The following is a 24869-nucleotide window of genomic DNA, read 5'->3' as shown; positions in this document are numbered from 1 at the left end:
AGCTCTACATCCGTTCAGGAACCTGAATTCCTAACAAACCAAACGCATTTTTAATGGTGTTTGCTACTGTGTTAGATAGTTGTACTCTAAATGTTTTCTCATTATCATTGTCAGCACCTAAAATAGAGACATTTTGATAGAAAGAGTTAAAGGCCTTGACCAAATCATAGGTATAGTTTGCAATTAAGGCCGGACTATGGTTTTCTGCAGCATTTTGAATAACCTCCGGGAATAATTGGAGTTGCTTTAGCAGTTCTTTCTCTTTTTCGTGTAATGTTAATTCAACCTCACTCAATTTGACATGAGTACTTAAATTGGCTTTTCTTAAAATAGATTGGATTCTGGCATAGGTATATTGAATAAAAGGTCCTGTATTCCCTTGAAAGTCAATGGACTCTTTAGGATCAAACAAAATACGCTTTTTAGGATCTACCTTTAAGATATAATATTTTAAAGCCCCTAAACCAATAGTTCTATAAAGCTCTTTTTTCTCAGATTCAGAATATCCATCAAGTTTACCCAATTCTTCTGAGATCACTTCAGCTGTTTTGGCCATATCTGTAATCAAATCATCAGCATCAACTACAGTACCCTCTCTACTTTTCATTTTTCCGCTAGGCAGATCTACCATACCATAACTTAAATGATATAAGTTTTTAGCCCACTCAAAACCAAGCTTTTTTAGAATTAAAAACAACACCTGAAAATGATAATCCTGTTCATTACCAACCGTATAAACCATACCACCAACATCAGGATGATCCTTAATTCTTTGAATAGCCGTACCAATATCCTGGGTCATATATACAGCGGTACCATCGGCCCGTAATACTATCTTTTTATCCAGTCCCTCATCGGTTAAATCACACCATACCGACCCATCGTCTTCTTTATGAAACACTCCGGAACTTAAACCTTCTGTAACAAACTCTTTTCCTAACAAATAGGTCTTACTTTCATAATACAACACATCAAAGTCTACTCCCAGGTTCTTATACGTTTCATCAAAACCGTCATAAACCCAACCATTCATTTTTTCCCAAAGAGTCACAACGGCTTTATCTCCCGATTCCCATTTGCGAAGCATTTCCTGTGCTTCCAATAAAATAGGAGCACTCTTTTTAGCGACTTCCTCATCAGTGCCCTGGGCCACTAAATCCTGAATTTCTTTTTTGTATTCCTGATCAAATTTTACATAATAATTTCCAACCAGTTTATCTCCTTTCAAACCTGTATTCTCCGGAGTTTTACCATTTCCAAATTTTTCCCAGGCCAGCATACTTTTACAAATATGAATGCCCCGGTCATTAATAATCTGGGTTTTATAAACCTTCTTTCCTGAAGCCTTTAAAATTTCAGACACACTATAACCTAAAAGGTTATTTCTAATGTGCCCCAAATGTAAGGGCTTATTGGTGTTTGGTGATGAATATTCCACCATGATAGCCTTATCTTCTGTATTTGGCTGAACAAGTCCAAAGTCCTCCTCATCTTTAATGCCATCAAAAAAGTTGATATAATACGAATCACTTATCTCAACATTTAAAAAGCCTTTAACCACATTGTATGCTTTAACATCTGCTATTTTTTCAACCAAATATTGTCCTATGGTTTCCCCTATTTGAACCGGGTTACCTTTAATAAAACGCAACATAGGAAAAACAACAACCGTAATATCTCCGGCAAACTCTTTTCTGGTGGCCTGGAATTCTATAGATTCCAGTTCTATATTGAAACTGGATTTAACCGCCTGTTTTACATAATTTGATAAGGTATCCTGAAGACTCATTTACAATGTATTTTAAGCCTGCAAAGATAACAAGATTTTTACGTTTTTCCAGTAATTAGAACAAAGCTAAATCAGGGCTTCTTTCACATACCCCCCTAAACCCCTTAATTTAAACTAACAAATTGACCGTCAGTTATTTACGCAAAATCTGAAAAATATTAAAATTTAAACGTGCATTTCATCGACAAAAGTGCTTTTTTTCTATGATTTTTACCGTTCATCTATTCGTCGATTTTTATGCGATTTTTGGGGCCTCATTTCGTCTAATTTATTGGTATTAAATCCTAAAAATTAGATTTTAAAGTGCCTTTTTCCAACTTTTGTTAGGTAAAGCTATTATATCCATGAAAGTGGAAACTAACAAACTAATAATTACAACGTAATAAAGTCATCTTATTTTTCCCTCAATTTAAGACATTTTATAGCTTTATTTATGGTTGTTTTTTAACTGTTATATGAGGAGAATAATTACTTTGGTGATCTTGTTAACTATTTCTATTGGTTTTTCACAAACTAATGATATAGATAGTCTTGCGCTGGAGTTAGCTTTTCAAAATCAAGACTCCTCAAAAGTTGACACGTCTTTAAACCTTATTAAATCCTTATACGAAATCCAGGATTATGACAGGGCCTTAAAGTATATTATAGAAAGTGAAAAACTTTCCAACACCTTAAGTTACGAACAAGGCATTGCCGAAATCACTTACTACAAAGCTTTGATCTATGCTGAAAAAGATGATTATATCAATGCCGTTAGTGGTTATGAAAAATCAAAATCATTATTCAGTAGATTAAAGGATACTCTAGGTGTAGCCAAAGTAAACAACAGCATTGGTTTAATAGAAATAAAAAGAGGCAACTATAATAAGGGCTTACAATTCTCGTTGGCTGCAATAAAAGAGCTTGAAAAAAGGCGACTGGTTAATGAACTCAATATAGCCTATAGCAATTTAGCAAGAGCATATTATAACATTCATGCTAATGATAAAGCCCTGGAGTTTTATTTAAAAGCCTTATCTATTCAAGAGCAATTGAATGACGTTAAAGGTATTAATGATTCCAGTATTAAATTAGCTGAGCTTTATTCCAACAAAAAAGAACATAGAAGGGCCGTTGACTTCTATGAAAAAGTATTACAAAGTGAAGTTTCAAAAAATGACTCTGTTCGTGGACTAATATTACCTAAACTTGGTGGAGAATATCTAAAGTTTAACGATTATGATAAAGCCTCAAAATATTTAGTACAGGGGTATAATATCAATATAAAAGGTAAAAATGATGCCGGGTTACTCATAGCTTTAAATAACCTGGGAGATTTAAATTTACGGCAAAATAGATTGGTTTTAGCTGAAAAACAACTTCTTCAAGCCGGCGAAATTGCAAAAAATATTGACAATAAAACGGAATTGTTAAGACATTATAAGTTGATGAAGTCTTTAGATTCTATTAGAAAACGGTTTGACAGAGCTTTTGTCTGGCAGCGTGAATATTATGAGTTGAATAATAGCCTAAAGAAAAAAGAAGTTTTTGTAAATACTAAAATAGAGACCCCGGGTGAATTAGAATTATCTACTGATTTTGATCCTCCTGCACTAAATAATAATACTGAACAAGTAGCACAAACAACTACTGACGAAAATGCTTTAGAAACCAGTAGACGGTTTGATAAATTCAAGTTAATATTTTACGCCTTACTAGCTGCACTAGCCATTGTTTCAACTTTTTTAGTCTTAATTTATTTAAAACGCAACAACAACATTAAGTATACCCAGGAACTGGAAGAGAAAAACATTAAAATTGAATTACAAAATGAAGCGTTTTTAGAACAGACTAAACACCTGGAAAATGTGAATAATGTTAAAGACAAACTATTCTCTATTGTTTCTCATGACCTAAAGGATTCACTATCTTCCATAAACGGCTTCATTGATCTTTTAAAAGATGGGTCTTTATCCAGAGAAGAATTTGATAATTTAATTCCTGAATTAAGTGAGAATGCCAATAATGCCTCCTTACTTTTATTCAACTTACTTAACTGGTCAAAATCACAAATGCAATCTCTTGAACCTAAGCCTAGTTTATTTGACATTCAGGAAGTTTTTGAAAGTAAAGTAAAACTTATTGAACAACGTATTGAGAATAAAGGAATTACCTTGGTTGATCATTCATTGAGGGATTTTGCATATGCGGATAGAAGTATGTTTGAAATTGTTGTTCAAAACTTGCTTGCTAATGCCTTAAAATTCTGTAAAAGCGGTGATACTATTACAATTTCAAATCATATCAGTAACGGAAGTTGTATTATAAGTGTTGCTGATACAGGTATTGGCATTTCAAAACAGAATATGGATAAGCTCTTTAAAAACAGTTCATTCACCACTATGGGAACCGATAATGAAAAAGGCACCGGTTTAGGGCTTTCTATTTGCAAGGAATTGGTTGAACTAAATAATGGTAAAATATGGGTAGAAAGTACACAAGGCGTTGGCAGTACATTCTATGTACAATTGCCTAAATCAAGGCCTTCATCTTAATTATATTTAAAAGCAACTAAGATTTAGGTAAAAACACTTCGGCCATCATACAACGAGCACTTCCACCGCCACAAGCTTCAATAGTATCTAAAGAACTAGACAATATATTTGTATGCTTTTCTAATGTAGAAATTTGAACCTTTGTTAAAGAATTATATGCAGCTTGACTCATAACCAAAACCAACGCATCATTCTTACCTTTTACTTGTAACATATTACCAGCAAAGTTATTCACTTGATCTTCAGTTATAGCTACTATTTCTTTGCCGTCTTCTTTAAGGTGCTTGATTACATTTTTGCGTTCTTTCTTATTATCAATACTATCTAAACAAATAACAGCAAAAGTTTCTCCTAAACACATCATAACATTGGTATGATATATGGACATCCTATCTCCATTTACGGTTTGATTAGCCGTGAAAACAACAGGAGTATATTCAAAATCTTCACAAAATTCTATAAACAAATCTTCATCTGCTCGGGGAGACAATGCACAATACGCTTTTCTATTAACACGGTCTAATAATACGCTTCCAGTTCCCTCAAGAAATACGTTTTCTTCTTCTGCACTGGTATAATCAACTATTTGATTTATAGCAAAACCCTCTTTTTCCAACTCAATTAGAACATCTTCACGGCGCTCAACACGTCTGTTTTCAGCAAACATAGGATACAAGCCTACATTACCATTTTCGTGAAATGACACCCAGTTATTCGGGAAGATGGAGTCTGGCGTGTCAAACTCATGGGTATCATTTACAACCACAACCCGTACTCCTATAGCTCGTAATTTTTCTACATAAGCATCAAACTCCTGCTGTGCTTTTGCATTAACCGTCTCCGGCATCATGGCTTCTAAAACCTTTTGATAATAGTTATTTACAGCAGTCTGCTCATTCATTCTAAAGCTTACAGGACGTACCATTAAAATGGTATTTGTAGTTTGTTGCATAGTCTTAAAAATTTATGATAAAAGTATAACTATTTCTTGTAATAAATGGTCATTATCTTTCTGGTGCTCACTTAATTTATCTGCAAAATTGAGATACCTTCTTTGACTTTAGGAGCAAAGCGTTAAAATACTTTATGACTCTAAAGCTAATCTCTAAAAAGTGGCATTGTAGTACACCTTAATAAACCTTCCTGCTTACCAATCTCTGCATAAGGGACTTCTTCAACTGTAAATCCTTGTGCTCTCAGCCAATGGTTTAATCTGGTAAAGTTTTGTTCTGAAATAATTACATCTTCAGAAATTGAAAACACATTACTGTTCATATCATACATTTCATCTTTTGTGATTTCAAAGATGTTTTCTTTTCCAAAGAAATTGACTAACCATTCATATTCTTTTTCAATTAAGAATCCGTTTTTATGAATGATGGCCTTGCCTTTTCCTATGGGGTTGAAACAACAATCTAAATGCAATGCATTTTCTTTAGGGTTGGTATTTGATTTACGAAGCTCAAATGATTTTATTGTTTTATGAGGAAACAATTCTTGTATAGCTATCACGGCATCCGTATTGGTTCTTGCTGTTATATAGCTAGCATAATCATCTCCAGAATAAGTTCCGATAAAAATATGGTCATTCCATGGCATCACATCACCACCCTCTACATGACAGGCTTCTGGTAATATAATCCGTTTATCCGGATCTACCTGATTCCATATATAATCAATAGCATGAACCTCTTCTTCTCTATGGGGTAAAATATTGGCTTCAATCATGATATCATCAATCACAAAGGCGATATCTCTTGAAAAAATCTGATTGCAGTCTTTAATAACATCCGGCCTGTAAACCTCTACATCATATTTTTTGAAGACGTTCAATACAGCTTCCAGTTCTTTAATCATATTCGCTTCCATAGGATATGTTCCTGCTTTTATGTGTTCAATACTTTTGGGATCATAACAATCCTCTATATTTGGTATGGGGCCATTACTTTGGGCTGTACCAAGAACCACAGAGCGTAATCTCGAGGTCTCGTTTTTCACATTTAATTTCAACATACTTTATATCAAAAAATGTTTGCTAATTAAAGGTTCAAAACTAACAATAATTACACAGTTTTTAAATTATTTTCAAAAATATTAGCATAAAAAAGAAAAGTTTCATGAAAACATCATGAAACTTAACAATTCTTTAAACTTATTCAGTTGTTATCTTTCTTCAACCGGAACAAATTTTCTTTCGGTCTCGCCTATATAAACTTGTCTTGGTCTTCCAATTGGTTCTTTACGTAAACGCATTTCTCGCCATTGTGAAATCCAACCCGGTAACCTACCAATGGCAAACATTACTGTAAACATCTCTGTAGGAATCCCCATAGCTCTGTAAATAATACCAGAATAAAAATCTACGTTAGGATATAGTTTTCTATCTACAAAATATGGATCTTCTAAAGCCTCTTTTTCTAATCCTTTTGCTATATCTAAAATAGGATCATCAATCCCTAAGTCATGTAGCACCTGATCTGCAGCTTTCTTAATAATTTTAGCTCGAGGGTCAAAGTTTTTATAAACACGATGACCAAAGCCCATCAATCTAAATGGGTCGCTCTTATCTTTAGCTTTTGCCATATACTTTTTAGTATCACCGCCATCAGTTTGTATTGCCTCAAGCATTTCTAAAACGGCTTGATTAGCTCCTCCATGAAGTGGTCCCCATAATGCAGAAATCCCAGCAGATAATGAAGCAAATAATCCCGCATGTGATGAGCCCACAATTCTAACTGTTGAAGTAGAACAATTCTGCTCATGATCTGCATGTAGAATCAATAACTTATCCATAGCATCAACCAACACTTGATTCTGCTCATAAGTTTTATTAGGCTTAGCAAACATCATTTTTAGAAGGTTTTCCACATAACCTAAAGAATCATCACCATAATCTAATGGTAACCCTTGTTTTTTACGCATTGTCCATGCCACAAGCACAGGCATTTTACCAAGAATTCTAACTACCGATTTATACATATCTTCCTCAGAATTTACATCTACAGAAGAGGGGTTAAAAGCGGTTAATGCACTTGTTAATGAAGAAATTACTCCCATGGGGTGTGCAGACTTAGGAAAAGCCTCTAAAATTTTCTTTACATCTTCATCTACAACTGATTCCGCTTTGATATCATCATGAAACTTATCGTTCTGTTCTTTTGTTGGTAATTCACCAAAAATCAATAAATAGGCAACCTCTAAAAAATCAACTCTTTCAGCTAATTCTGCTATATCATACCCTCTATATCTTAAAATACCTTTTTCTCCATCTAAGAATGTAATAGCACTTTCGCAAGAACCTGTATTTTTATACCCTGAATCAAGAGTAATTACACCGTTAGTTGTTGCTCTAAGTTTTGAAATATCAATTGCAACTTCATTTTCTGAACCCTTTACTAAAGGAAATTCATGCTTTTTTCCATCAATTTCAATCGTAGCTGTATTTGCCATATGCTTTTTGTGAATTAATTTTGTTTTTGCGGAACGCTAAATTACGAAATATACCCCTATTTTTAAAGATTATTCCGAATGTTTTAATCAATTAACATATTGTCAAAATTGATACTAAATAAAAAAGCGATTATTAAAAAATAATCGCTTTTTTATTTATAATTCAATGTAATTCTTATTTTATCTTGAATGCCTTTTCTTGTGGAAAATAAGCAACATCACCTAGTTCTTCTTCAATTCTAAGTAACTGGTTATATTTTGCCATACGATCACTACGAGATGCAGATCCTGTTTTAATTTGACCACAGTTTAAAGCTACTGCTAAATCTGCAATGGTATTATCTTCTGTTTCTCCTGAACGGTGAGACATTACTGAAGTATAACCTGCATTCTTAGCCATATTTACAGCTGCTATAGTTTCTGTTAAAGACCCTATCTGGTTTACCTTGATTAGGATTGAGTTTGCAATACCATTTTCAATACCTCTTGATAAACGCTCTACATTAGTAACAAATAAATCATCACCAACTAATTGCACTTTATCTCCAACTAACTCTGTTAAATAACCCCAACCTTCCCAGTCGTTTTCATCCATACCATCTTCAATAGAAATAATTGGGTATTTAGAAGTTAGTTCGGCTAAATATTCTGCTTGCTCTTTACTTGTTCTTACAACACCAGTATCTCCCTCAAATTTCTTATAGTCATATTTTCCATCAACAAAAAATTCAGCTGAAGCACAATCTAAAGCGATCATAATTTCATCACCGAATTTGTATCCTGCGTTTTCAACAGCTTTAGCAATTGTATCTAAAGCATCCTCTGTTCCGCCTTCTAAGTTTGGAGCAAACCCTCCTTCATCACCAACAGCAGTACTTAAATTTCTGTCGTGTAATACTTTTTTAAGGTTGTGGAAAATCTCAGTACCCATTTGCATGGCATGAGTAAAATCTTTAGCCTTTACCGGCATGATCATAAACTCCTGAAATGCGATTGGAGCATCACTGTGAGAACCTCCATTAATAATATTCATCATTGGTACAGGTAGTGTATTTGCTGAAACACCTCCTACATACCTGTATAATGGCATATTTAACTCATTAGCAGCAGCCTTAGCTACAGCTAAAGACACTCCTAAAATGGCATTAGCCCCTAATTTTGATTTATTTGGTGTTCCATCTAAATCAATCATTATTTTATCAATAAGGTTTTGTTCAAAAACCGAAACTCCTAATAATTCTTCTGCAATTACAGTATTTACATTTTCAACAGCCTTTAAAACAGCTTTGCCCATATAAGCATCTCCACCATCTCTTAATTCTACAGCTTCATGTTCTCCAGTTGATGCTCCTGACGGCACAGCAGCTCTTCCTAATATATGGCTCTCAGTTACTACATCTACTTCAACGGTTGGATTTCCTCTTGAATCCAGGATTTGTCTCGCATGGACATTAATTATTGCGCTCATAATTGCTTTGTTTTTTATACTTTTTATCGCCTCAAATTTACGGCTAAATCTTGTTTGTTTTGAGATGTTTTTGAAGAAATTAACAAAATATCATCTATAACGTTTTAGTAAAACAAAACCTCAATAAAAGCCAACTGTTATTGAGGTTTTGAACATTTTCTATTTCTTGATATTTTCTATGAACTGATCAAAGAGATAAGATGAATCATGTGGTCCCGGACTTGCCTCTGGGTGGTACTGAACAGAGAATACATTCTTATTTTTCATAGCCAATCCTGCTACTGTATTATCATTTAAATGCACATGTGTGACTTCTAACTCCGGATTTGCTTCTGCTTCTTCCCTATTTACTGCAAATCCATGATTTTGTGACGTGATCTCGCCTTTACCCGTAATCATGTTCTTTACAGGGTGATTAATACCTCTATGCCCATTATGCATTTTATAAGTTGAAACACCATTTGCCCGGGCAATCACCTGATGTCCTAAACAAATACCAAATAAAGGTAAATCTCTTTTTATAATCTCTTTAGCAACTTCCTGAGCTTCAATTAATGGTTCCGGGTCTCCAGGTCCATTTGATAAAAAGTATCCATCCGGATTAAATGCTTCTAAATCTTCAAACTTGGAATTGTATGGAAATACTTTTATATAAACATCTCTGCTTGCAATATTTCTAAGGATATTCTTTTTAATCCCTATATCTAATGCTGCTACTTTGTAAGTTGCATTTTCATCTCCAAAATAGTAGGGTTCTTTAGTGGACACTTTTGAAGCTAATTCTAAACCTTCCATATTGGGTACTTCAGACAATTGCTTCTTTAAACCTTCTATATTATCTACCTCTGTTGATATAACGGCATTCATAGCTCCGTGGTCTCTAATGTAGCTTACTAAAGCTCTTGTATCTACATCTGATATAGCTAATAGATTATTCTTGTCTAAGAAGTTTTCTAAAGAATCATCAGCCGCATCTCTGGAATATTCATAACTAAAATTTTTAACTATTAGCCCGGCAATTTTAATTGAGTCAGACTCCACCTCATCAACATTAGTACCGTAGTTTCCAATATGTGCATTGGTAGCTACCATTAATTGACCATAGTATGAAGGGTCTGTAAAGATCTCCTGGTAACCTGTCATTCCTGTGTTAAAACAAACTTCACCAAATGATGTTCCTTGTTTATTACCTACTGCCTTACCATGGAAAATTGTGCCATCTGCAAGAAGTACGATGGCTTTTTGTCTTTTTTGATATTTCATTTTTTTCGAAAAGTTTTACAAAATTGCACAAAAAAAAGGATAAACTAAAATAGTTTATCCTTTATATTTTAAATGCTTATCAACATTTATTCTTCTTCGTTTGATGCCTGAGTTTCAACTGGAGCAGCAGCAACTGGTTTAGAACCACCTCTTCTACTTCTTCTTGTTGTTTTCTTCTTAGCTTTTCCTGCATTGTAGATCTCGTTATAATCAACAAGTTCTATCATTGCCATATCAGCATTATCACCTAAACGATTTCCTAGTTTAATAATTCTAGTATAACCTCCTGGTCTGTCTCCAACTTTTACAGCTACATCTCTGAATAATTCAGTAACGGCTTCTTTTTGTCTAAGGTTAGCCATAACAATACGTCTGTTATGCGTTGTATCAACTTTAGATTTAGTAATCATTGGCTCAACAAATTGTTTTAAAGCTTTTGCTTTTGCAACCGTTGTATTGATACGTTTATGCTCAATTAATGAACATGCCATATTTGCCAACATTGCTTTTCTGTGAGCAGTCTTTCTACCTAAGTGGTTTACTTTTTTTCCGTGTCTCATGACATTTAAATTTAATCATCTTGCTTCAACTCACTATTGAGGAGCAAATTATGATTTGTTAATCTTTATCTAATTTATATTTGCTTAAATCCATTCCAAAGTTTAAACCTTTAACATTAACAAGCTCTTCCAGCTCTGTTAAAGATTTTTTACCAAAGTTTCTGAATTTCATTAAATCATTTTTATTGAATGATACTAAATCTCCTAAAGTATCAACTTCAGCTGCTTTTAAACAGTTAAGCGCACGTACAGATAAATCCATATCGATTAGCTTTGTTTTAAGCAATTGTCTCATATGAAGTGATTCTTCATCATAAGTTTCAGTTTGTGCAATCTCATCAGCTTCTAAAGTGATACGCTCATCAGAGAATAACATGAAGTGATGAATCAAAGTTTTTGCACCTTCTGTTAAAGCATCTTGTGGTGTGATTGAACCATCTGTAATGATTTCAAAAACTAATTTTTCATAATCCGTTTTTTGCTCAACACGATAGTTTTCAATGCTGTACTTAACATTTTTTATAGGTGTATAAACTGAATCTGTAAAAATTGTACCTATTGGTGCAGAAGCTTTCTTATTTTCTTCAGCAGGAACATATCCTCTACCTTTTTCAATAGTGATTTCCATATTTAGGTTCACTTTAGGATCTAAGTTACAGATTACTAATTCTGTATTTAATACCTGGAATCCTGAAATGAATTTTTGGAAGTCTCCGGCTGTAATTCTATCCTGTCCTGAGATTGAGATAGAGATTGATTCATTATCAACATCCTCAATTTGTCTTTTGAAGCGTACTTGCTTTAAGTTTAAGATGATTTCTGTTACATCTTCAACTACACCAGCGATTGCCGAAAATTCATGATCTACACCCTCAATTCTAACCGATGTTATTGCAAATCCTTCTAAAGAAGACAATAAAACTCTTCTTAATGCATTACCTACTGTTAAACCGTAACCAGGCTCTAATGGTCTGAATTCGAATTTACCTTCGAAATCAGTAGAGTCAATCATGATTACTTTGTCGGGCTTTTGAAAATTAAATACTGCCATAATTTTATTTCTTCGTTTTAATTGTTATTTAGTTGCGCGGTTTATAAGTTTGAAGAAGTACAAATAAACCCTTTGGCTAAATACCAATGTTGTTAATTTATTATTTAGAGTATAATTCGACGATGAATTGCTCGTTTATGTTTTCCGGAATTTGAATTCTTTGAGGAACAGAAACATAAGTTCCTTGTTTTGTATCATCGTTCCAAGTAATCCACTCATAAACATTACTTGAGTTAGAAAGTGATCTTTCTATAGCCTCAAGTGATTTTGATTTTTCTCTTACAGCAACAACATCTCCCGCTTTTAATTGGTAAGAAGGTATGTTTACTAACTCTCCATTTACTGTAATGTGTCTGTGAGATACTAATTGTCTTGCACCACTTCTAGTTGGAGCAATTCCCATTCTGAATACTACATTGTCTAATCTAGATTCACAAAGTTGTAATAAAACCTCACCAGTAATTCCTTGTGCTGCTCTTGCTTTTTTAAACAACCCTCTAAACTGACGCTCTAAGATACCATAGGTATACTTAGCTTTTTGCTTTTCTTGAAGTTGGATTGCGTACTCAGATTTCTTTCCACGTCTTCTGTTGTTTCCGTGTTGACCTGGAGGGTAATTTCTTTTTTCGAATGACTTATCGTCTCCGAAGATAGCTTCGCCAAATTTACGAGCTATTTTAGTTTTAGGACCAGTATATCTTGCCATTTTAAAATTTGTTTTGAGAGTGATTATGAATTAAGGTCTTAATCTTATCCTTCGATAATCGTTGATCTCTCGTTAATACTTGTTAATTATTTTTTTTCAGTTTGCAAATTTACACAAAAAATTAACACCATCTGTAAACCAGATGATATTAATTTCTCTATTTGCTTTATTTATATCGCGTTAGTAAAAACGTGATTAAACTCTTCTTCTTTTTGGTGGACGACATCCATTATGTGGTAATGGAGTAACATCAATAATTTCTGTTACTTCAATCCCGGCATTGTGGATAGAACGAATAGCAGATTCTCTACCATTTCCAGGCCCTTTAACATAAACCTTTACTTTTTTCAATCCAGCTTCTTGTGCTACTCCAGCAGCATCTTCAGCAGCTAATTGAGCAGCGTAAGGCGTGTTTTTCTTTGAACCTCTAAATCCCATCTTACCTGCTGATGACCATGATATTACGTCTCCCTTTTTGTTGGTAAGTGAAATAATGATATTATTGAACGAAGCTGTTACATGAGCTTCTCCAACAGAATCAACTATAACTTTACGTTTTTTTGTGCTTGTCTTTGCCATATTTTCTAGTGCTTAGTTTTAGTGATAGTCGCTAGAATCCTAAACCGTAATTTCAAACAGATTCCTTCCAACGTCTAAAAGACTAAAGACTAAATTTCTAATTTATTAATTATGCTTTTTTCTTGTTAGCAACAGTCTTTCTTCTACCTTTTCTGGTTCTAGAGTTGTTTTTAGTACGTTGACCTCTTAATGGTAAACCAGCTCTGTGACGAATCCCTCTGTAACATCCAATATCCATTAAACGCTTAATGTTTAATTGTGTTTCAGAACGTAATTCACCTTCGATAGTAAAAGCTCCAACAGCTTCACGAATCCCACTAATTTGGTCATCGGTCCAATCTTGAACTTTAGTACTTTCGTCTACTTTAGCTGTTGCTAAAATTTCTTTTGCTCTACTTCTACCTATTCCATAGATATAAGTTAAAGAGATAACTCCTCTTTTGTTTTTTGGTATGTCTACACCTGCAATTCTTGCCATAATTACCCTTGTCTTTGTTTAAATCTAGGATTCTTTTTGTTAATTACGTAAAGTCTTCCTTTTCTACGCACAATCTTACAATCTGCGCTTCTTTTTTTAACTGATGCTCTTACTTTCATCGTATTAGTATCTATAAGTTATTCGAGCCTTAGTTAAATCGTAAGGACTCATTTCTAATTTTACTTTATCTCCTGGTAACAACTTAATGTAATGCATACGCATTTTACCAGAAATGTGTGCCGTCACTATGTGACCATTTTCTAATTCAACACGAAACATAGCATTTGATAATGCTTCTATAATTGTTCCGTCTTGTTCTATTGCTGCTTGTTTTGCCATAGTATAATAATTAAGCTACTGCTTTTCTATTTTTACCTGTCTTCATCAAACCATCATAGTGTCTATTCAACAAATAAGAATTTATTTGCTGCATAGTATCAATTGCAACTCCAACCATAATTAATAATGAGGTTCCACCAAAAAATAATGCCCAACCTTGTTGTACTCCCATTAGCTTAACAATAAGCGCTGGGAACACAGCAATAAGTGCTAAAAACACAGAACCTGGTAAGGTAATTTGAGACATTATTTTATCTAAATATTCAGATGTTTCAGAGCCCGGACGAATACCTGGAATAAAACCACCACTACGTTTTAAATCGTCTGCCATCTTATTTGTAGGTACTGTAATTGCTGTATAGAAGTAAGTAAATACTATAATCAATAAAGCAAAAGTAAGGTTATACCAAAATCCAAACATATCAGAATAGTTAGTCTGCATCCATGCTCCAACAGTTGTTTCCTTTAAGAAAGATGACCCTCCAATTAAACTTGGTACAAACATGATAGCTTGAGCAAATATAATTGGCATAACTCCTGAGGCATTAAGCTTTAATGGTATGTATTGTCTTGATCCTGCCATTGCGCTTTTCTCATAACCGCCAGAAGCCGTTCTTCTTGCGTATTGAACAGCAATCTTTCTTACCCCCATTACTAACATAATAGATGCTAAGATGATTACAAACCAAATAACAAACTCAATTAAAACCATCATTAATCCACCGTTTCCTCCACCTTCTAATCGAGTAGCTGCATTTTGTAAAAATGCTTGTGGTAATGTAGCAATGATTCCAACCATTATTAATAAAGAGATTCCATTACCTATACCTTTATCGGTGATTTTTTCACCTAACCACATCGCAAAAATACACCCTGTTACCAAAATGGTTACTGAAGAGAAATAGAATAAAAATCCTGTTCCTAGTAAAAATGCACTTTGTGGAATACCTAAAGCCGGTAAACTTGCTAAATAACCAGGCGCTTGTAATAAACAGATTGCAATAGTTAACCAACGTGTAATCTGATTTATCTTCTTTTGTCCACTAGCACCCTCTTTTTGCAATTTTTGCAAGTAAGGAATAGCAATACCCATTAACTGTACAACAATAGAAGCAGAAATGTAAGGCATAATACCAAGAGCAAAAACCGAAGCATTAGCAAACGCACCTCCTGTGAAAGCATTAAGCAAACCCAACAGACCTCCATCTGCTTTATCTGCTAAACCTCCTAATTGAGCTGCATCAATACCTGGTAAAACCACTTGAGCACCAAAACGATAAACCAATAACAGACTCAAGGTTACTATGATTCTGTTTCTTAGTTCTTCTATTTTCCAAACATTCTTAATTGATTCTATAATTTTCATACTTGTAATGCGTCTTATATAGTTACAGCTTCTCCTCCTGCAGCTTCTATAGCAGCTTTTGCTGAAGCAGTAAACTTATGAGCAGATACTTTTAATTTTGCTTTTAACTCACCTCTACCTAAAATTTTAACCAGATCATTTTTTCCAGCTAAACGATTAGTAAATAATGTTTCAAAATCTACTGTATCCTTAATTTTCTTATCATCAACCAATTGTTGTAACGTATCTAAATTGATACCTTGATACTCCACGCGGTTAATGTTTGTAAAACCAAACTTAGGAACACGTCTTTGAAGTGGCATTTGCCCTCCTTCAAATCCTAATTTCTTAGAATAACCAGAACGAGATTTAGCTCCTTTGTGACCACGTGTAGCAGTACCACCTTTTCCAGAACCTTGTCCTCTACCTATTCTTTTTCCTTGGCTTTTTACTGAACCTTCTGCAGGTTTTAAATTACTTAAATCCATTTTTCAGTTTATATTTTTAAGCTTCTTCTACAGAAACTAAATGTGAAACTTTAGCAACCATACCAAGTATATTTGGTGTAGCCTCGTGCTCTTTTACTTGACCAATCTTTTTAAGACCTAGAGCTTCTAAAGTTCTTTTTTGTCTTTGCGTACGATTGATTGCGCTTTTAACTTTTGTTACTTTAATCTTTGCCATTTCTGTCTATATTAAGCGTTAAAAACTTGTTCAAGTGTAATACCTCTTTCTCTAGCAATAGTGTTCGCATCTCTTAACTGTAACAAAGCATCAAAAGTTGCTTTCACTACATTATGAGGATTTGAAGATCCCTGAGATTTTGATAATACATCATGTACACCTACAGCCTCAAGAACCGTTCTAACAGCACCTCCAGCAATTACTCCTGTACCAGGAGCAGCAGGGATAATGTTTACTCTGGCTCCACCGTACTTACCTTTTTGCTCATGTGGTAAAGTCCCTTTAATGATAGGGATTCTAACTAAGTTCTTCTTAGCGTCTTCAACAGCCTTTGCAATTGCACTAGCTACATCTTTAGATTTCCCTAAACCTTGACCTACAACACCTGCTTCATCACCAACTACAACAATTGCTGAAAAACCAAATGCTCTACCACCTTTAGTTACTTTAGTAACTCTTTGTACACCAACTAAACGATCTTTAAGATCTAATCCACCTGGTTTTACTAACTCTGCACTTTTATATTTTTGAAACATAATTTCTTAGAATTTTAGTCCTGCCTCTCTAGCTCCTTCTGCTAATTGTTTAACTCTACCGTGGTATAAATAACCACCTCTATCAAAAGAGACAGTTTCTACTCCAGCTTTTAAAGCTTTTTCAGCAAGTGATTTACCTACTAATTTAGCTACTTCAGATTTAGTTGCTTTTGCAGCACTAATGTCTTTATCTCTTGAAGATGCTGAACTGATAGTATTACCAGTAACGTCATCTACTAATTGAGCATAAATTTCTTTATTACTTCTATAAACAGCTAATCTTGGTCTTGCTCCTGTACCAGAAACAACCTTACGGATTCTGTTTTTTATTCTTAGTCTTCTATCGTTCTTTGTCAATGCCATAACTTAATTATTAAGCTGATTTACCTGCTTTTCTTCTTATTTCTTCACCAACAAACTTGATTCCTTTTCCTTTGTAAGGTTCAGGTTTTCTAAATCCGCGGATCTTCGCAGCTACTTGACCAACAAGTTGTTTATCGAATGATGTTAGTTTTACTAATGGATTCTTTCCTTTTTCTGATATAGTCTCCACTTTTACTTCTGGAGCTATATTCAAAACAATGTTATGAGAAAATCCTAAGGCCAAATCTAATTTTTGTCCTTGGTTTGATGCTCTATAACCTACACCAACCAATTCTAATTCTTTAGTCCACCCTTTAGATACACCTTCAATCATATTGTTCATTAAAGATCTATATAAACCATGTTTAGCTTTTTGATCTTTACTATCAGAAGAACGTGTAACTAAAATATTACCGTCCTCTACTTTTATCTCAACAGTATCAAACGCTTGTGTTAGTTCTCCTAATTTTCCTTTTACAGTTACAACGTTATCTTTAACGTCAACTGTTACACCTTCTGGAATGGCTACTGGATTATTTCCTATTCTTGACATTTCTTTCTGGTATTAAAAATTAGTAAACGTAACATAAAACTTCACCACCTACGTTATCTCTTTTAGCCTGTTTACCTGTCATAACTCCATGTGAAGTTGAAACAATGGCAATTCCAAGGCCATTAAGGATTCTAGGTAATTCATTAGCACCGGCATACTGACGTAAACCTGGTGTACTGATTCTTTGAAGTTTTTTGATTACCGGTTCTTTTGTTTCTTTATTGTACTTGAGTGCTATTTTAATAGTACCTTGTACAGTTGAATCATCAAACTTGTAACTTAAAATATATCCTTGTTCGAATAATATTTTAGTGATGTCCTTTTTCAAATTAGAAGCAGGTATCTCAACCACTCTGTGATTGGCACGCACTGCGTTTCTAATTCTTGTCAAATAATCCGCAATTGGATCTGAGTACATAATGAATTGATTTTGTGGTCTTGGTTTTCGAATTATTTCGAACCTTAAACCTGATTATTTAAATAATATTACCAACTAGCTTTCTTTACTCCAGGGATAAGACCTTGATTAGCCATTTCTCTGAACGTTACACGAGAAATACCAAAAGTTCTCATATACCCTTTTGGTCTTCCTGTTAACTTACATCTATTATGCATACGAATTGGAGAAGCATTCTTTGGTAGCTTTTGTAATGCTTCATAATCTCCAGCTTCTTTTAAAGCTTTACGTTTTGCTGCATATTTAGCTACTGTTTTAGCTCTTTTTACCTCACGGGCTTTCATTGATTCTTTAGCCATAACTTAGTTCTTTTTAAAAGGTAACCCTAATTCAGTTAATAATGATTTTGCTTCTTTATCTGTATCTGCAGTAGTTACAAATGTAATATCCATACCAGAAATTTTATTCACTTTATCAATGTTTATTTCTGGAAAGATGATTTGTTCAGTAACTCCTAAATTGTAGTTACCTCTACCGTCAAACCCTGTAGCTTTAATTCCGTTAAAATCTCTAACACGTGGAAGTGCTGAAGTCACTAAACGGTCTAAGAACTCATACATTCTTTCGCCACGTAAAGTTACTTTTGCTCCAATGGGCATACCTTTACGTAATTTAAAAGATGCAACATCCTTTTTAGATAATGTAGATATCGCTTTTTGTCCAGATATAGTTGTTAACTCTTCTACTGCGTAGTCAATTAACTTTTTATCTGCTACTGCTGCTCCAACACCTTTAGATATTACTATCTTAGTAAGCTTAGGAACTTGCATTACATTACTATATCCAAATTCTTCTGTAAGAGCTGCAATTACTCTGCTTTTATACTCTTCTTTAAGTCTAGGTGAATATGCCATAACTATATTACTTCATTAGATTTTGTTGAAAATCTTACTTTTTTATCGCCTTCTATTCTGTATCCAACTCGAGTTGTTTCTCCTTTTGAAGTTAACAATGATAAGTTAGAAATGTGAATAGCTGCTTCCTTCTCTACGATTCCACCTTGAGGATTTTGTGCACTTGGTTTAGTATGTTTCTTAACCATGTTTACACCCTCAACTATCGCTTTGTTCTTCTCTATTAATACCTTTTGTACTTTACCTTCAGATCCTTTATGATCTCCAGCAATAACTTTTACGGTATCTCCAGTTTTTATTTTAAGCTTTGTCATCTTACATATAATGTATTAAAGCACCTCTGGTGCTAATGATACAATCTTCATGAACTGTTTATCACGAAGTTCTCTGGCAACAGGACCAAATACACGTGTTCCTCTCATTTCACCCGTTGGGTTTAACAAAACACAAGCATTATCATCAAATCTTATATAAGATCCATCTGGCCGTCGCACTTCTTTCTTAGTACGAACAACTACTGCTGTAGAAACCGCTCCTTTTTTAATGTTTCCATTAGGAGTTGCATCTTTTACAGAAACAACAATTTTGTCTCCTACAGAAGCATATCTTCTTTTTGTACCACCTAGAACACGAATGGTTAAAACCTCTTTTGCTCCAGTGTTGTCAGCTACTTTTAATCTTGATTCTTGTTGTACCATAATTATTTAGCTCTTTCAATTATTTCTACTAATCTCCAACATTTAGATTTACTCAAAGGTCTTGTTTCCATGATCTTTACAGTATCTCCAATATTGCAGTCGTTTGTTTCATCGTGCGCAACATATTTTTTTGTTTTTAACACGAACTTACCATACATAGGGTGTTTTACTTTTTTCACTTCAGAAACCACAATTGATTTCTGCATTTTGTTACTTGTAACAACTCCTATACGTTCTTTTCTTAAATTTCTTGTTTCCATCTTTCAGCAGAATTATTGTAATTCTCTTTTAGTTAATTCAGTCGCAATTCTAGCTACAGTACGTCTAATAGTACGTAATTGAATTGGATTTTCTAAAGGAGATATTGCATGAGCCAATTTTAGGTCTGAATAACTCTTTTTTGTTTCACCAAGCTTTTCTTGTAACTCAGCTACAGATAATTCTTTAATTTCTGATTGTTTCATAATATCAAATAAATTATGCTTCGTAATCTCTAGCGATTATAAACTTAGTTTTAACCGGTAGCTTTTGTGCTGCTAAACGCAATGCTTCTCTTGCAACGTCTAATGGCACACCACCTACTTCAAATAAAACACGACCAGGTCTACATACAGCTACCCATAATTCCACGGCACCTTTACCTTTACCCATACGTACTTCAAGAGGCTTTTTTGTGATAGGCTTGTCTGGAAATATTTTAATCCAAAGTTGACCTTCTCTTTTCATGTAACGTGTAGCGGCAATACGAGCTGCTTCAATTTGACGTGCAGTAATAAACGTAGCGTCTAATGCTTTTATTCCAAAAGTACCGTTTGAAAGTTGGTGCCCTCTTCCAGAGAGACCTTTCATACGTCCTTTTTGTTGTTTACGAAATTTTGTTCTTTTAGGCTGTAACATTTTTCTTTACTTTATAAAAAATTACTTTCTACGACGAGGTCCTTTGTTTCCACCTCTTCCGGCTCCACCTTTTCCTTGCTTCTTAGATAAACCAACAAGCGGAGAAAGCTCTCTTTTACCATATACTTCACCTTTCATGATCCATACTTTTACACCCAATCTACCATAAGTAGTGTGTGCTTCAACTAAAGCATAATCAATATCGGCTCTAAAAGTTGATAAAGGAATACGTCCTTCTTTGTAGTGTTCAGAACGTGCCATTTCAGCACCATTCAAACGTCCACTAATCTGGATTTTAATTCCTTCAGCATTCATACGCATTGTAGCAGCAATAGCCATTTTGATTGCACGTCTGTATGAAATTCTGTTTTCTATTTGACGAGCAATACTTGATGCTACTAAAAATGCATCCAGTTCAGGTCTTTTAATTTCAAAGATGTTAATCTGAACTTCTTTTCCAGTAATTTTCTTAAGCTCTTCTTTTAACTTGTCTACCTCTTGACCACCTTTCCCGATAATGATACCAGGTCTGGCCGTAGTGATAGTAACGGTTACAAGTTTTAAAGTTCTCTCAATGATTACTCTACTTACACTAGCTTTAGATAAACGCGCGTGAACGTATTTTCTAACCTTATCGTCTTCGGCAAGTTTATCACCATAATCGTTTCCTCCATACCAGTTAGACTCCCATCCTCTGATAATTCCTAAGCGATTCCCGATTGGATTTGTTTTTTGTCCCATACTCTATTTAAGCTTGTGTGTTATTGTTAGCTCCAACTACTAATGTTACGTGGTTAGAACGTTTTCTAATTCTGTGTGCACGACCTTGAGGTGCCGGACGTAATCTTTTTAACATAGATCCTCCGTCTACTCTGATCTCCTTTACAAATAATTCTGCAGATTCAACATCAGCATCTTCATTTTTTGCTTGCCAGTTAGCGATAGCTGATAACAATAGCTTCTCTAATCGACCAGATGCTTCTTTTTGGTTGAATTTTAAGATATTAAGTGCATTCTCTACCTTTTCGCCTCTTACTAAATCGGCTACTAAGCGCATTTTTCTTGGTGATGTAGGACAATTATTAAGTTTAGCAAAAGCCACTTGCTTTTTTGCTTCCTTAATAGCGTCTGCCATTTGTTTTTTACGACTTCCCATAGCTTACTACTTTTTACCTTTATTTTTAGCACCTGCATGTCCACGGAATGAACGTGTTGGTGAAAATTCTCCTAATTTATGACCTACCATGTTTTCAGTAACATATACTGGTACAAATTGACGGCCATTGTGTACTGCTATAGTTTGTCCAACAAAATCCGGAGTAATCATACTGGCTCTTGACCAAGTTTTGATTACAGTTTTTTTATTAGCATCAACATTTGCAGCTACTTTTCTTTCTAATTTATAATGAACGTAAGGTCCTTTTTTTAATGATCTTGCCATGTCTTATTTCTTTCTACGTTCTACAATATATTTATTACTTGCTTTAGTCTTAGAACGGGTTCTGTAACCTTTAGCTGGAATACCGTTTCTAGAACGAGGATGTCCACCTGAAGATTTACCTTCTCCACCACCCATTGGATGATCAACTGGATTCATCACTACTGGTCTTGTACGTGGTCTTCTACCTAACCATCTTGTTCTACCTGCTTTACCACCAACTAATAATTGATGATCTGAGTTAGAAACAACCCCTATAGTAGCTGTACAGTTAGCAAGAATTAATCTTGTTTCACCAGAAGGTAATTTAACTGTTGCAAACTTACCATCTCTTGCCATCAACTGAGCAAAAGCACCAGCACTACGAGCCATAACAGCTCCTTGTCCCGGACGTAACTCTATACAAGAAATAATAGTTCCTAATGGAATTTCACTTAATGGCATTGCATTTCCAATTTCTGGAGCTACACCTTCTTTACCAGACACAACATTTTGCCCAACTTGTAAACCGTTTTGAGCAATAATGTATCTTTTTTCGCCATCTTGATAATTCAATAAAGCAATAAAAGCTGTTCTGTTTGGATCATATTCAATAGACTTAACTTCAGCAGGGATTCCTGCTTTGTCTCTTTTAAAATCTATAATACGATACTTCTTCTTATGACCTCCACCAATATAGCGCATGGTCATTTTTCCCTGACTGTTTCTACCACCAGACCTTTTATTCGGAACGAGTAAACTCTTTTCCGGCTTATCAGTAGTTATGGCGTCATACCCATTTACTACTCTAAATCGCTGTCCTGGTGTGATTGGTTTTAATTTTCTTACTGACATTAGTCTTTAATTACATGTTACTGTATAAATCAATCATTTCACCTTCCGCCAGTTGTACAATTGCCTTTTTAACAGCATTTGTTTTACCATGTTGAATACCAGTTTTTGTATACTTGGTACTACGATCTGGACGGACATTTATAGTACGAACTTTTTCAACAGAAACACCATAAGCAGCTTCAACTGCTTTTTTGATTTCTACCTTGTTCGCCTTTGTGTTCACTGCGAAAGTATAGCAGTTTCTTAACTCGCTATCTGCAGTCGCTTTTTCTGTGATTATAGGTTTAATTAAGATACTCATCTGTTTCTTATTTACTTAAGTTTGTTTCAATTCCTTCTAAGGCACCTTCTAAAAGCACAACTTGATTTGCATTTAAAATCTTATAAGTACTTAATTCTGAAGCTGTTATAACCTCAGAGCCTTTTAAATTGCGCGATGACAAATATACGTTATTATTTGACCCACCCAACACAAACAGAGATTTTTTGTTTTCAAGCTCTAAAGCCTTTAAAACCGCTGTAAAATTTTTCGTTTTTGGAGCATCAAAATTAAAGTCTTCTAAAACTGTAATTGATTTTTCTCCTGCTTTGATACTTAAGGCAGATTTACGTGCTAAACGCTTTAAGTTTTTATTAAGTTTAAAGCTGTAATTTCTTGGTCTTGGACCGAACATACGACCACCACCTTTAAATACACCAGACTTAATACTACCTGCTCTTGCTGTACCAGTTCCTTTTTGCTTTTTAATCTTACGTGTAGACCCTGAAATCTCTCCTCTTTCTTTAGATTTGTGAGTTCCTTGTCTTTGGTTTGCTAAGTATTGTTTAACATCCAAATACACTGCATGATTATTAGGCTCAATAGCAAACACATCTTTAGAAAGGTCTGCCTTTCTACCTGTGTCTTTTCCGTTTATATCTAAAACTGCTACTTTCATTATTTTCTAATCGTTACATAAGCGTTTTTGTGTCCAGGCACACATCCCTTAACAACAAGTAAGTTCTTTTCAGCAACTACTTTTAAAACTCTTAAATTTTGAACTTTAACTGTGTCTCCACCCATTCTTCCTGCCATTTTCATTCCTTTGAAAACTCTTGCAGGATACGATGCAGCTCCAATAGATCCTGGCGCTCTTAAACGGTTATGCTGACCGTGAGTAGCTTGACCTACACCACCGAAACCATGACGCTTTACAACACCTTGAAATCCTTTACCTTTTGATGTACCAGACACGTCAACAAACTCACCTTCAGTGAAATGTTCAACTGTAATAGCATCACCTAATTTGTACTCCTCATCAAAACCTTTGAACTCAACAACTTTGCGTTTCACAGAAGTACCCGCTTTTTTAGCATGACCTAAGTCTGCTTTAGTAGCGCTTTTTTCTGTCGCGTCATCGAAACCTAGTTGAACAGCTTCATAACCATCAACTTCTTCAGTTCTGACTTGGGTAACGATACATGGTCCAGCCTCGATTACTGTACAAGGAATATTTTTCCCGTTTTCATCAAAGATGCTGGTCATACCGATTTTCTTTCCAATTAACCCAGACATAATTATTTATTTAATTTATTACTATTTGTTATTTAAAATTCAAGGCCGAAATACATTTCAGCCTTGAATTGTATTTTCCCGTTTTTCCCGCGACCGCATCGGTGGGACATGTAAGCTTATTACTTAAACTTTAATCTCTACTTCAACACCACTTGGTAATTCAAGCTTCATTAACGCATCAATTGTTTTTGATGACGAAGAGTAAATATCTAATAATCTCTTATAAGAGCTTAATTGGAATTGTTCTCTTGATTTCTTGTTTACGTGTGGAGAACGTAAAACAGTGAAAATTTTCTTGTGTGTTGGTAATGGAATTGGTCCAGTTACAACAGCACCAGTACTTTTTACTGTTTTTACAATCTTATCAGCAGATTTATCTACCAAGTTATGATCGTAAGATTTTAATTTTATTCTGATTTTTTGACTCATTTTCTTAGA

The 24869-nt window shown here is 34.5% G+C and carries 36 protein-coding genes; 1 reads left to right on the top strand and 35 read right to left on the bottom strand.

Annotation, left to right across the window (positions count from 1 at the left end):
- Positions 1–4: 4 nt before the first annotated feature.
- Entirely contained in the window at positions 5–1789 is a 1785-nt protein-coding gene (argS, locus tag VOI54_RS07955) for an arginine--tRNA ligase (protein WP_326282190.1), read from the bottom strand.
- 455 nt (positions 1790–2244) lie between these two features.
- Here argS and VOI54_RS07950 point away from each other — a divergent pair, with 455 nt between their 5' ends.
- Complete coding sequence (locus VOI54_RS07950; RefSeq protein WP_326282189.1) at positions 2245–4323, top strand: tetratricopeptide repeat-containing sensor histidine kinase; 2079 nt, start codon at positions 2245–2247, stop codon at positions 4321–4323.
- A gap of 16 nt (positions 4324–4339) precedes the next feature.
- Here VOI54_RS07950 and ctlX read toward each other — a convergent pair whose 3' ends face one another.
- From ctlX to rpsJ, 34 genes are all read right to left on the bottom strand, one after another.
- On the bottom strand, positions 4340–5275 hold the full coding sequence (gene ctlX / locus VOI54_RS07945; RefSeq protein ID WP_326282188.1) for a citrulline utilization hydrolase CtlX: 936 nt from the start codon (positions 5273–5275) through the stop codon (positions 4340–4342).
- A 146-nt stretch (positions 5276–5421) separates the two neighbouring features.
- Positions 5422–6336 (bottom strand): dimethylarginine dimethylaminohydrolase family protein, encoded by a 915-nt coding sequence (locus VOI54_RS07940; protein WP_326282187.1) that lies wholly within the window; start codon positions 6334–6336, stop codon positions 5422–5424.
- A gap of 150 nt (positions 6337–6486) precedes the next feature.
- Positions 6487–7773, bottom strand: coding sequence for a citrate synthase (locus VOI54_RS07935; protein WP_326282186.1), 1287 nt, complete (start codon positions 7771–7773; stop codon positions 6487–6489).
- Between the two features lie 175 nt (positions 7774–7948).
- A complete protein-coding gene (gene eno / locus VOI54_RS07930) occupies positions 7949–9241 on the bottom strand; it encodes a phosphopyruvate hydratase (RefSeq protein WP_326282185.1) in 1293 nt (430 codons plus the stop codon).
- 159 nt (positions 9242–9400) lie between these two features.
- On the bottom strand, positions 9401–10504 hold the full coding sequence (gene carA, locus VOI54_RS07925) for a glutamine-hydrolyzing carbamoyl-phosphate synthase small subunit (protein WP_326282184.1): 1104 nt from the start codon (positions 10502–10504) through the stop codon (positions 9401–9403).
- A gap of 86 nt (positions 10505–10590) precedes the next feature.
- Positions 10591–11064 carry a 50S ribosomal protein L17 gene (gene rplQ / locus VOI54_RS07920; RefSeq protein ID WP_326282183.1) on the bottom strand — a complete coding sequence of 158 codons (474 nt, stop codon included), beginning with the start codon at positions 11062–11064 and terminating at the stop codon, positions 10591–10593.
- Between the two features lie 58 nt (positions 11065–11122).
- Positions 11123–12115 carry a DNA-directed RNA polymerase subunit alpha gene (locus VOI54_RS07915; protein WP_326282182.1) on the bottom strand — a complete coding sequence of 331 codons (993 nt, stop codon included), beginning with the start codon at positions 12113–12115 and terminating at the stop codon, positions 11123–11125.
- A 100-nt stretch (positions 12116–12215) separates the two neighbouring features.
- Entirely contained in the window at positions 12216–12821 is a 606-nt protein-coding gene (rpsD, locus tag VOI54_RS07910; RefSeq protein ID WP_136480150.1) for a 30S ribosomal protein S4, read from the bottom strand.
- Between the two features lie 195 nt (positions 12822–13016).
- On the bottom strand, positions 13017–13400 hold the full coding sequence (gene rpsK, locus VOI54_RS07905; RefSeq protein ID WP_238675662.1) for a 30S ribosomal protein S11: 384 nt from the start codon (positions 13398–13400) through the stop codon (positions 13017–13019).
- 109 nt (positions 13401–13509) lie between these two features.
- Positions 13510–13878 (bottom strand): 30S ribosomal protein S13, encoded by a 369-nt coding sequence (gene rpsM, locus VOI54_RS07900; protein ID WP_326282180.1) that lies wholly within the window; start codon positions 13876–13878, stop codon positions 13510–13512.
- A gap of 2 nt (positions 13879–13880) precedes the next feature.
- Positions 13881–13997, bottom strand: a complete 117-nt coding sequence (gene ykgO, locus VOI54_RS07895; RefSeq protein WP_013305171.1) for a type B 50S ribosomal protein L36 — start codon at positions 13995–13997, stop codon at positions 13881–13883.
- A 4-nt stretch (positions 13998–14001) separates the two neighbouring features.
- Positions 14002–14217, bottom strand: coding sequence for a translation initiation factor IF-1 (gene infA / locus VOI54_RS07890; RefSeq protein ID WP_007094967.1), 216 nt, complete (start codon positions 14215–14217; stop codon positions 14002–14004).
- A gap of 10 nt (positions 14218–14227) precedes the next feature.
- Positions 14228–15583, bottom strand: coding sequence for a preprotein translocase subunit SecY (gene secY, locus VOI54_RS07885; protein WP_326282178.1), 1356 nt, complete (start codon positions 15581–15583; stop codon positions 14228–14230).
- Positions 15584–15597: 14 nt separating this feature from the next.
- Positions 15598–16050, bottom strand: a complete 453-nt coding sequence (rplO, locus tag VOI54_RS07880; protein ID WP_189360233.1) for a 50S ribosomal protein L15 — start codon at positions 16048–16050, stop codon at positions 15598–15600.
- 16 nt (positions 16051–16066) lie between these two features.
- Positions 16067–16246 carry a 50S ribosomal protein L30 gene (rpmD, locus tag VOI54_RS07875; RefSeq protein ID WP_099563536.1) on the bottom strand — a complete coding sequence of 60 codons (180 nt, stop codon included), beginning with the start codon at positions 16244–16246 and terminating at the stop codon, positions 16067–16069.
- A gap of 11 nt (positions 16247–16257) precedes the next feature.
- A complete protein-coding gene (gene rpsE, locus VOI54_RS07870) occupies positions 16258–16782 on the bottom strand; it encodes a 30S ribosomal protein S5 (protein WP_326282177.1) in 525 nt (174 codons plus the stop codon).
- A gap of 6 nt (positions 16783–16788) precedes the next feature.
- Positions 16789–17145: a 50S ribosomal protein L18 gene (rplR, locus tag VOI54_RS07865; protein WP_326282176.1), complete on the bottom strand. Its 357-nt coding sequence runs from the start codon at positions 17143–17145 to the stop codon at positions 16789–16791.
- 10 nt (positions 17146–17155) lie between these two features.
- Positions 17156–17698 (bottom strand): 50S ribosomal protein L6, encoded by a 543-nt coding sequence (gene rplF / locus VOI54_RS07860; RefSeq protein ID WP_326282175.1) that lies wholly within the window; start codon positions 17696–17698, stop codon positions 17156–17158.
- 19 nt (positions 17699–17717) lie between these two features.
- Complete coding sequence (gene rpsH, locus VOI54_RS07855; RefSeq protein ID WP_326282174.1) at positions 17718–18116, bottom strand: 30S ribosomal protein S8; 399 nt, start codon at positions 18114–18116, stop codon at positions 17718–17720.
- Positions 18117–18184: 68 nt separating this feature from the next.
- Positions 18185–18454 (bottom strand): 30S ribosomal protein S14, encoded by a 270-nt coding sequence (gene rpsN, locus VOI54_RS07850; RefSeq protein ID WP_167609163.1) that lies wholly within the window; start codon positions 18452–18454, stop codon positions 18185–18187.
- 3 nt (positions 18455–18457) lie between these two features.
- Positions 18458–19009, bottom strand: a complete 552-nt coding sequence (rplE, locus tag VOI54_RS07845) for a 50S ribosomal protein L5 (RefSeq protein WP_326282173.1) — start codon at positions 19007–19009, stop codon at positions 18458–18460.
- A gap of 2 nt (positions 19010–19011) precedes the next feature.
- Positions 19012–19323: a 50S ribosomal protein L24 gene (rplX, locus tag VOI54_RS07840; protein WP_069831952.1), complete on the bottom strand. Its 312-nt coding sequence runs from the start codon at positions 19321–19323 to the stop codon at positions 19012–19014.
- Between the two features lie 15 nt (positions 19324–19338).
- The gene (rplN, locus tag VOI54_RS07835) at positions 19339–19707 is read right to left on the bottom strand and encodes a 50S ribosomal protein L14 (protein ID WP_019386277.1); all 369 of its coding nucleotides are present in this window, start codon (positions 19705–19707) and stop codon (positions 19339–19341) included.
- 2 nt (positions 19708–19709) lie between these two features.
- Positions 19710–19967, bottom strand: a complete 258-nt coding sequence (gene rpsQ, locus VOI54_RS07830; RefSeq protein ID WP_054729566.1) for a 30S ribosomal protein S17 — start codon at positions 19965–19967, stop codon at positions 19710–19712.
- Positions 19968–19979: 12 nt separating this feature from the next.
- Entirely contained in the window at positions 19980–20171 is a 192-nt protein-coding gene (gene rpmC, locus VOI54_RS07825) for a 50S ribosomal protein L29 (RefSeq protein WP_237231813.1), read from the bottom strand.
- 13 nt (positions 20172–20184) lie between these two features.
- Positions 20185–20604 (bottom strand): 50S ribosomal protein L16, encoded by a 420-nt coding sequence (rplP, locus tag VOI54_RS07820; RefSeq protein ID WP_326282172.1) that lies wholly within the window; start codon positions 20602–20604, stop codon positions 20185–20187.
- 21 nt (positions 20605–20625) lie between these two features.
- Positions 20626–21345, bottom strand: a complete 720-nt coding sequence (rpsC, locus tag VOI54_RS07815; RefSeq protein WP_326282171.1) for a 30S ribosomal protein S3 — start codon at positions 21343–21345, stop codon at positions 20626–20628.
- 7 nt (positions 21346–21352) lie between these two features.
- Positions 21353–21760, bottom strand: a complete 408-nt coding sequence (gene rplV / locus VOI54_RS07810; protein ID WP_326282170.1) for a 50S ribosomal protein L22 — start codon at positions 21758–21760, stop codon at positions 21353–21355.
- Positions 21761–21766: 6 nt separating this feature from the next.
- On the bottom strand, positions 21767–22045 hold the full coding sequence (gene rpsS, locus VOI54_RS07805; protein WP_326282169.1) for a 30S ribosomal protein S19: 279 nt from the start codon (positions 22043–22045) through the stop codon (positions 21767–21769).
- Positions 22046–22048: 3 nt separating this feature from the next.
- Complete coding sequence (rplB, locus tag VOI54_RS07800; protein ID WP_326282168.1) at positions 22049–22876, bottom strand: 50S ribosomal protein L2; 828 nt, start codon at positions 22874–22876, stop codon at positions 22049–22051.
- 10 nt (positions 22877–22886) lie between these two features.
- Positions 22887–23177: a 50S ribosomal protein L23 gene (rplW, locus tag VOI54_RS07795; RefSeq protein WP_303278962.1), complete on the bottom strand. Its 291-nt coding sequence runs from the start codon at positions 23175–23177 to the stop codon at positions 22887–22889.
- A 7-nt stretch (positions 23178–23184) separates the two neighbouring features.
- Positions 23185–23814 (bottom strand): 50S ribosomal protein L4, encoded by a 630-nt coding sequence (gene rplD / locus VOI54_RS07790; RefSeq protein ID WP_326282167.1) that lies wholly within the window; start codon positions 23812–23814, stop codon positions 23185–23187.
- Positions 23814–24431 (bottom strand): 50S ribosomal protein L3, encoded by a 618-nt coding sequence (gene rplC / locus VOI54_RS07785; RefSeq protein ID WP_326282166.1) that lies wholly within the window; start codon positions 24429–24431, stop codon positions 23814–23816. Before rplC ends, rplD begins: the two co-directional genes overlap by 1 nt.
- 123 nt (positions 24432–24554) lie before the next feature.
- On the bottom strand, positions 24555–24860 hold the full coding sequence (rpsJ, locus tag VOI54_RS07780) for a 30S ribosomal protein S10 (protein WP_007650482.1): 306 nt from the start codon (positions 24858–24860) through the stop codon (positions 24555–24557).
- Between the last annotated feature and the right edge of the window lie 9 nt (positions 24861–24869).

The organism is Alterotamlana spongicola (genome assembly GCF_035818475.1).
GTDB lineage: Bacteria > Bacteroidota > Bacteroidia > Flavobacteriales > Flavobacteriaceae > Cognatitamlana.
Note: the sequence above shows the minus strand (reverse complement) of the source record. Positions and strands in the feature narration are given on the sequence as shown.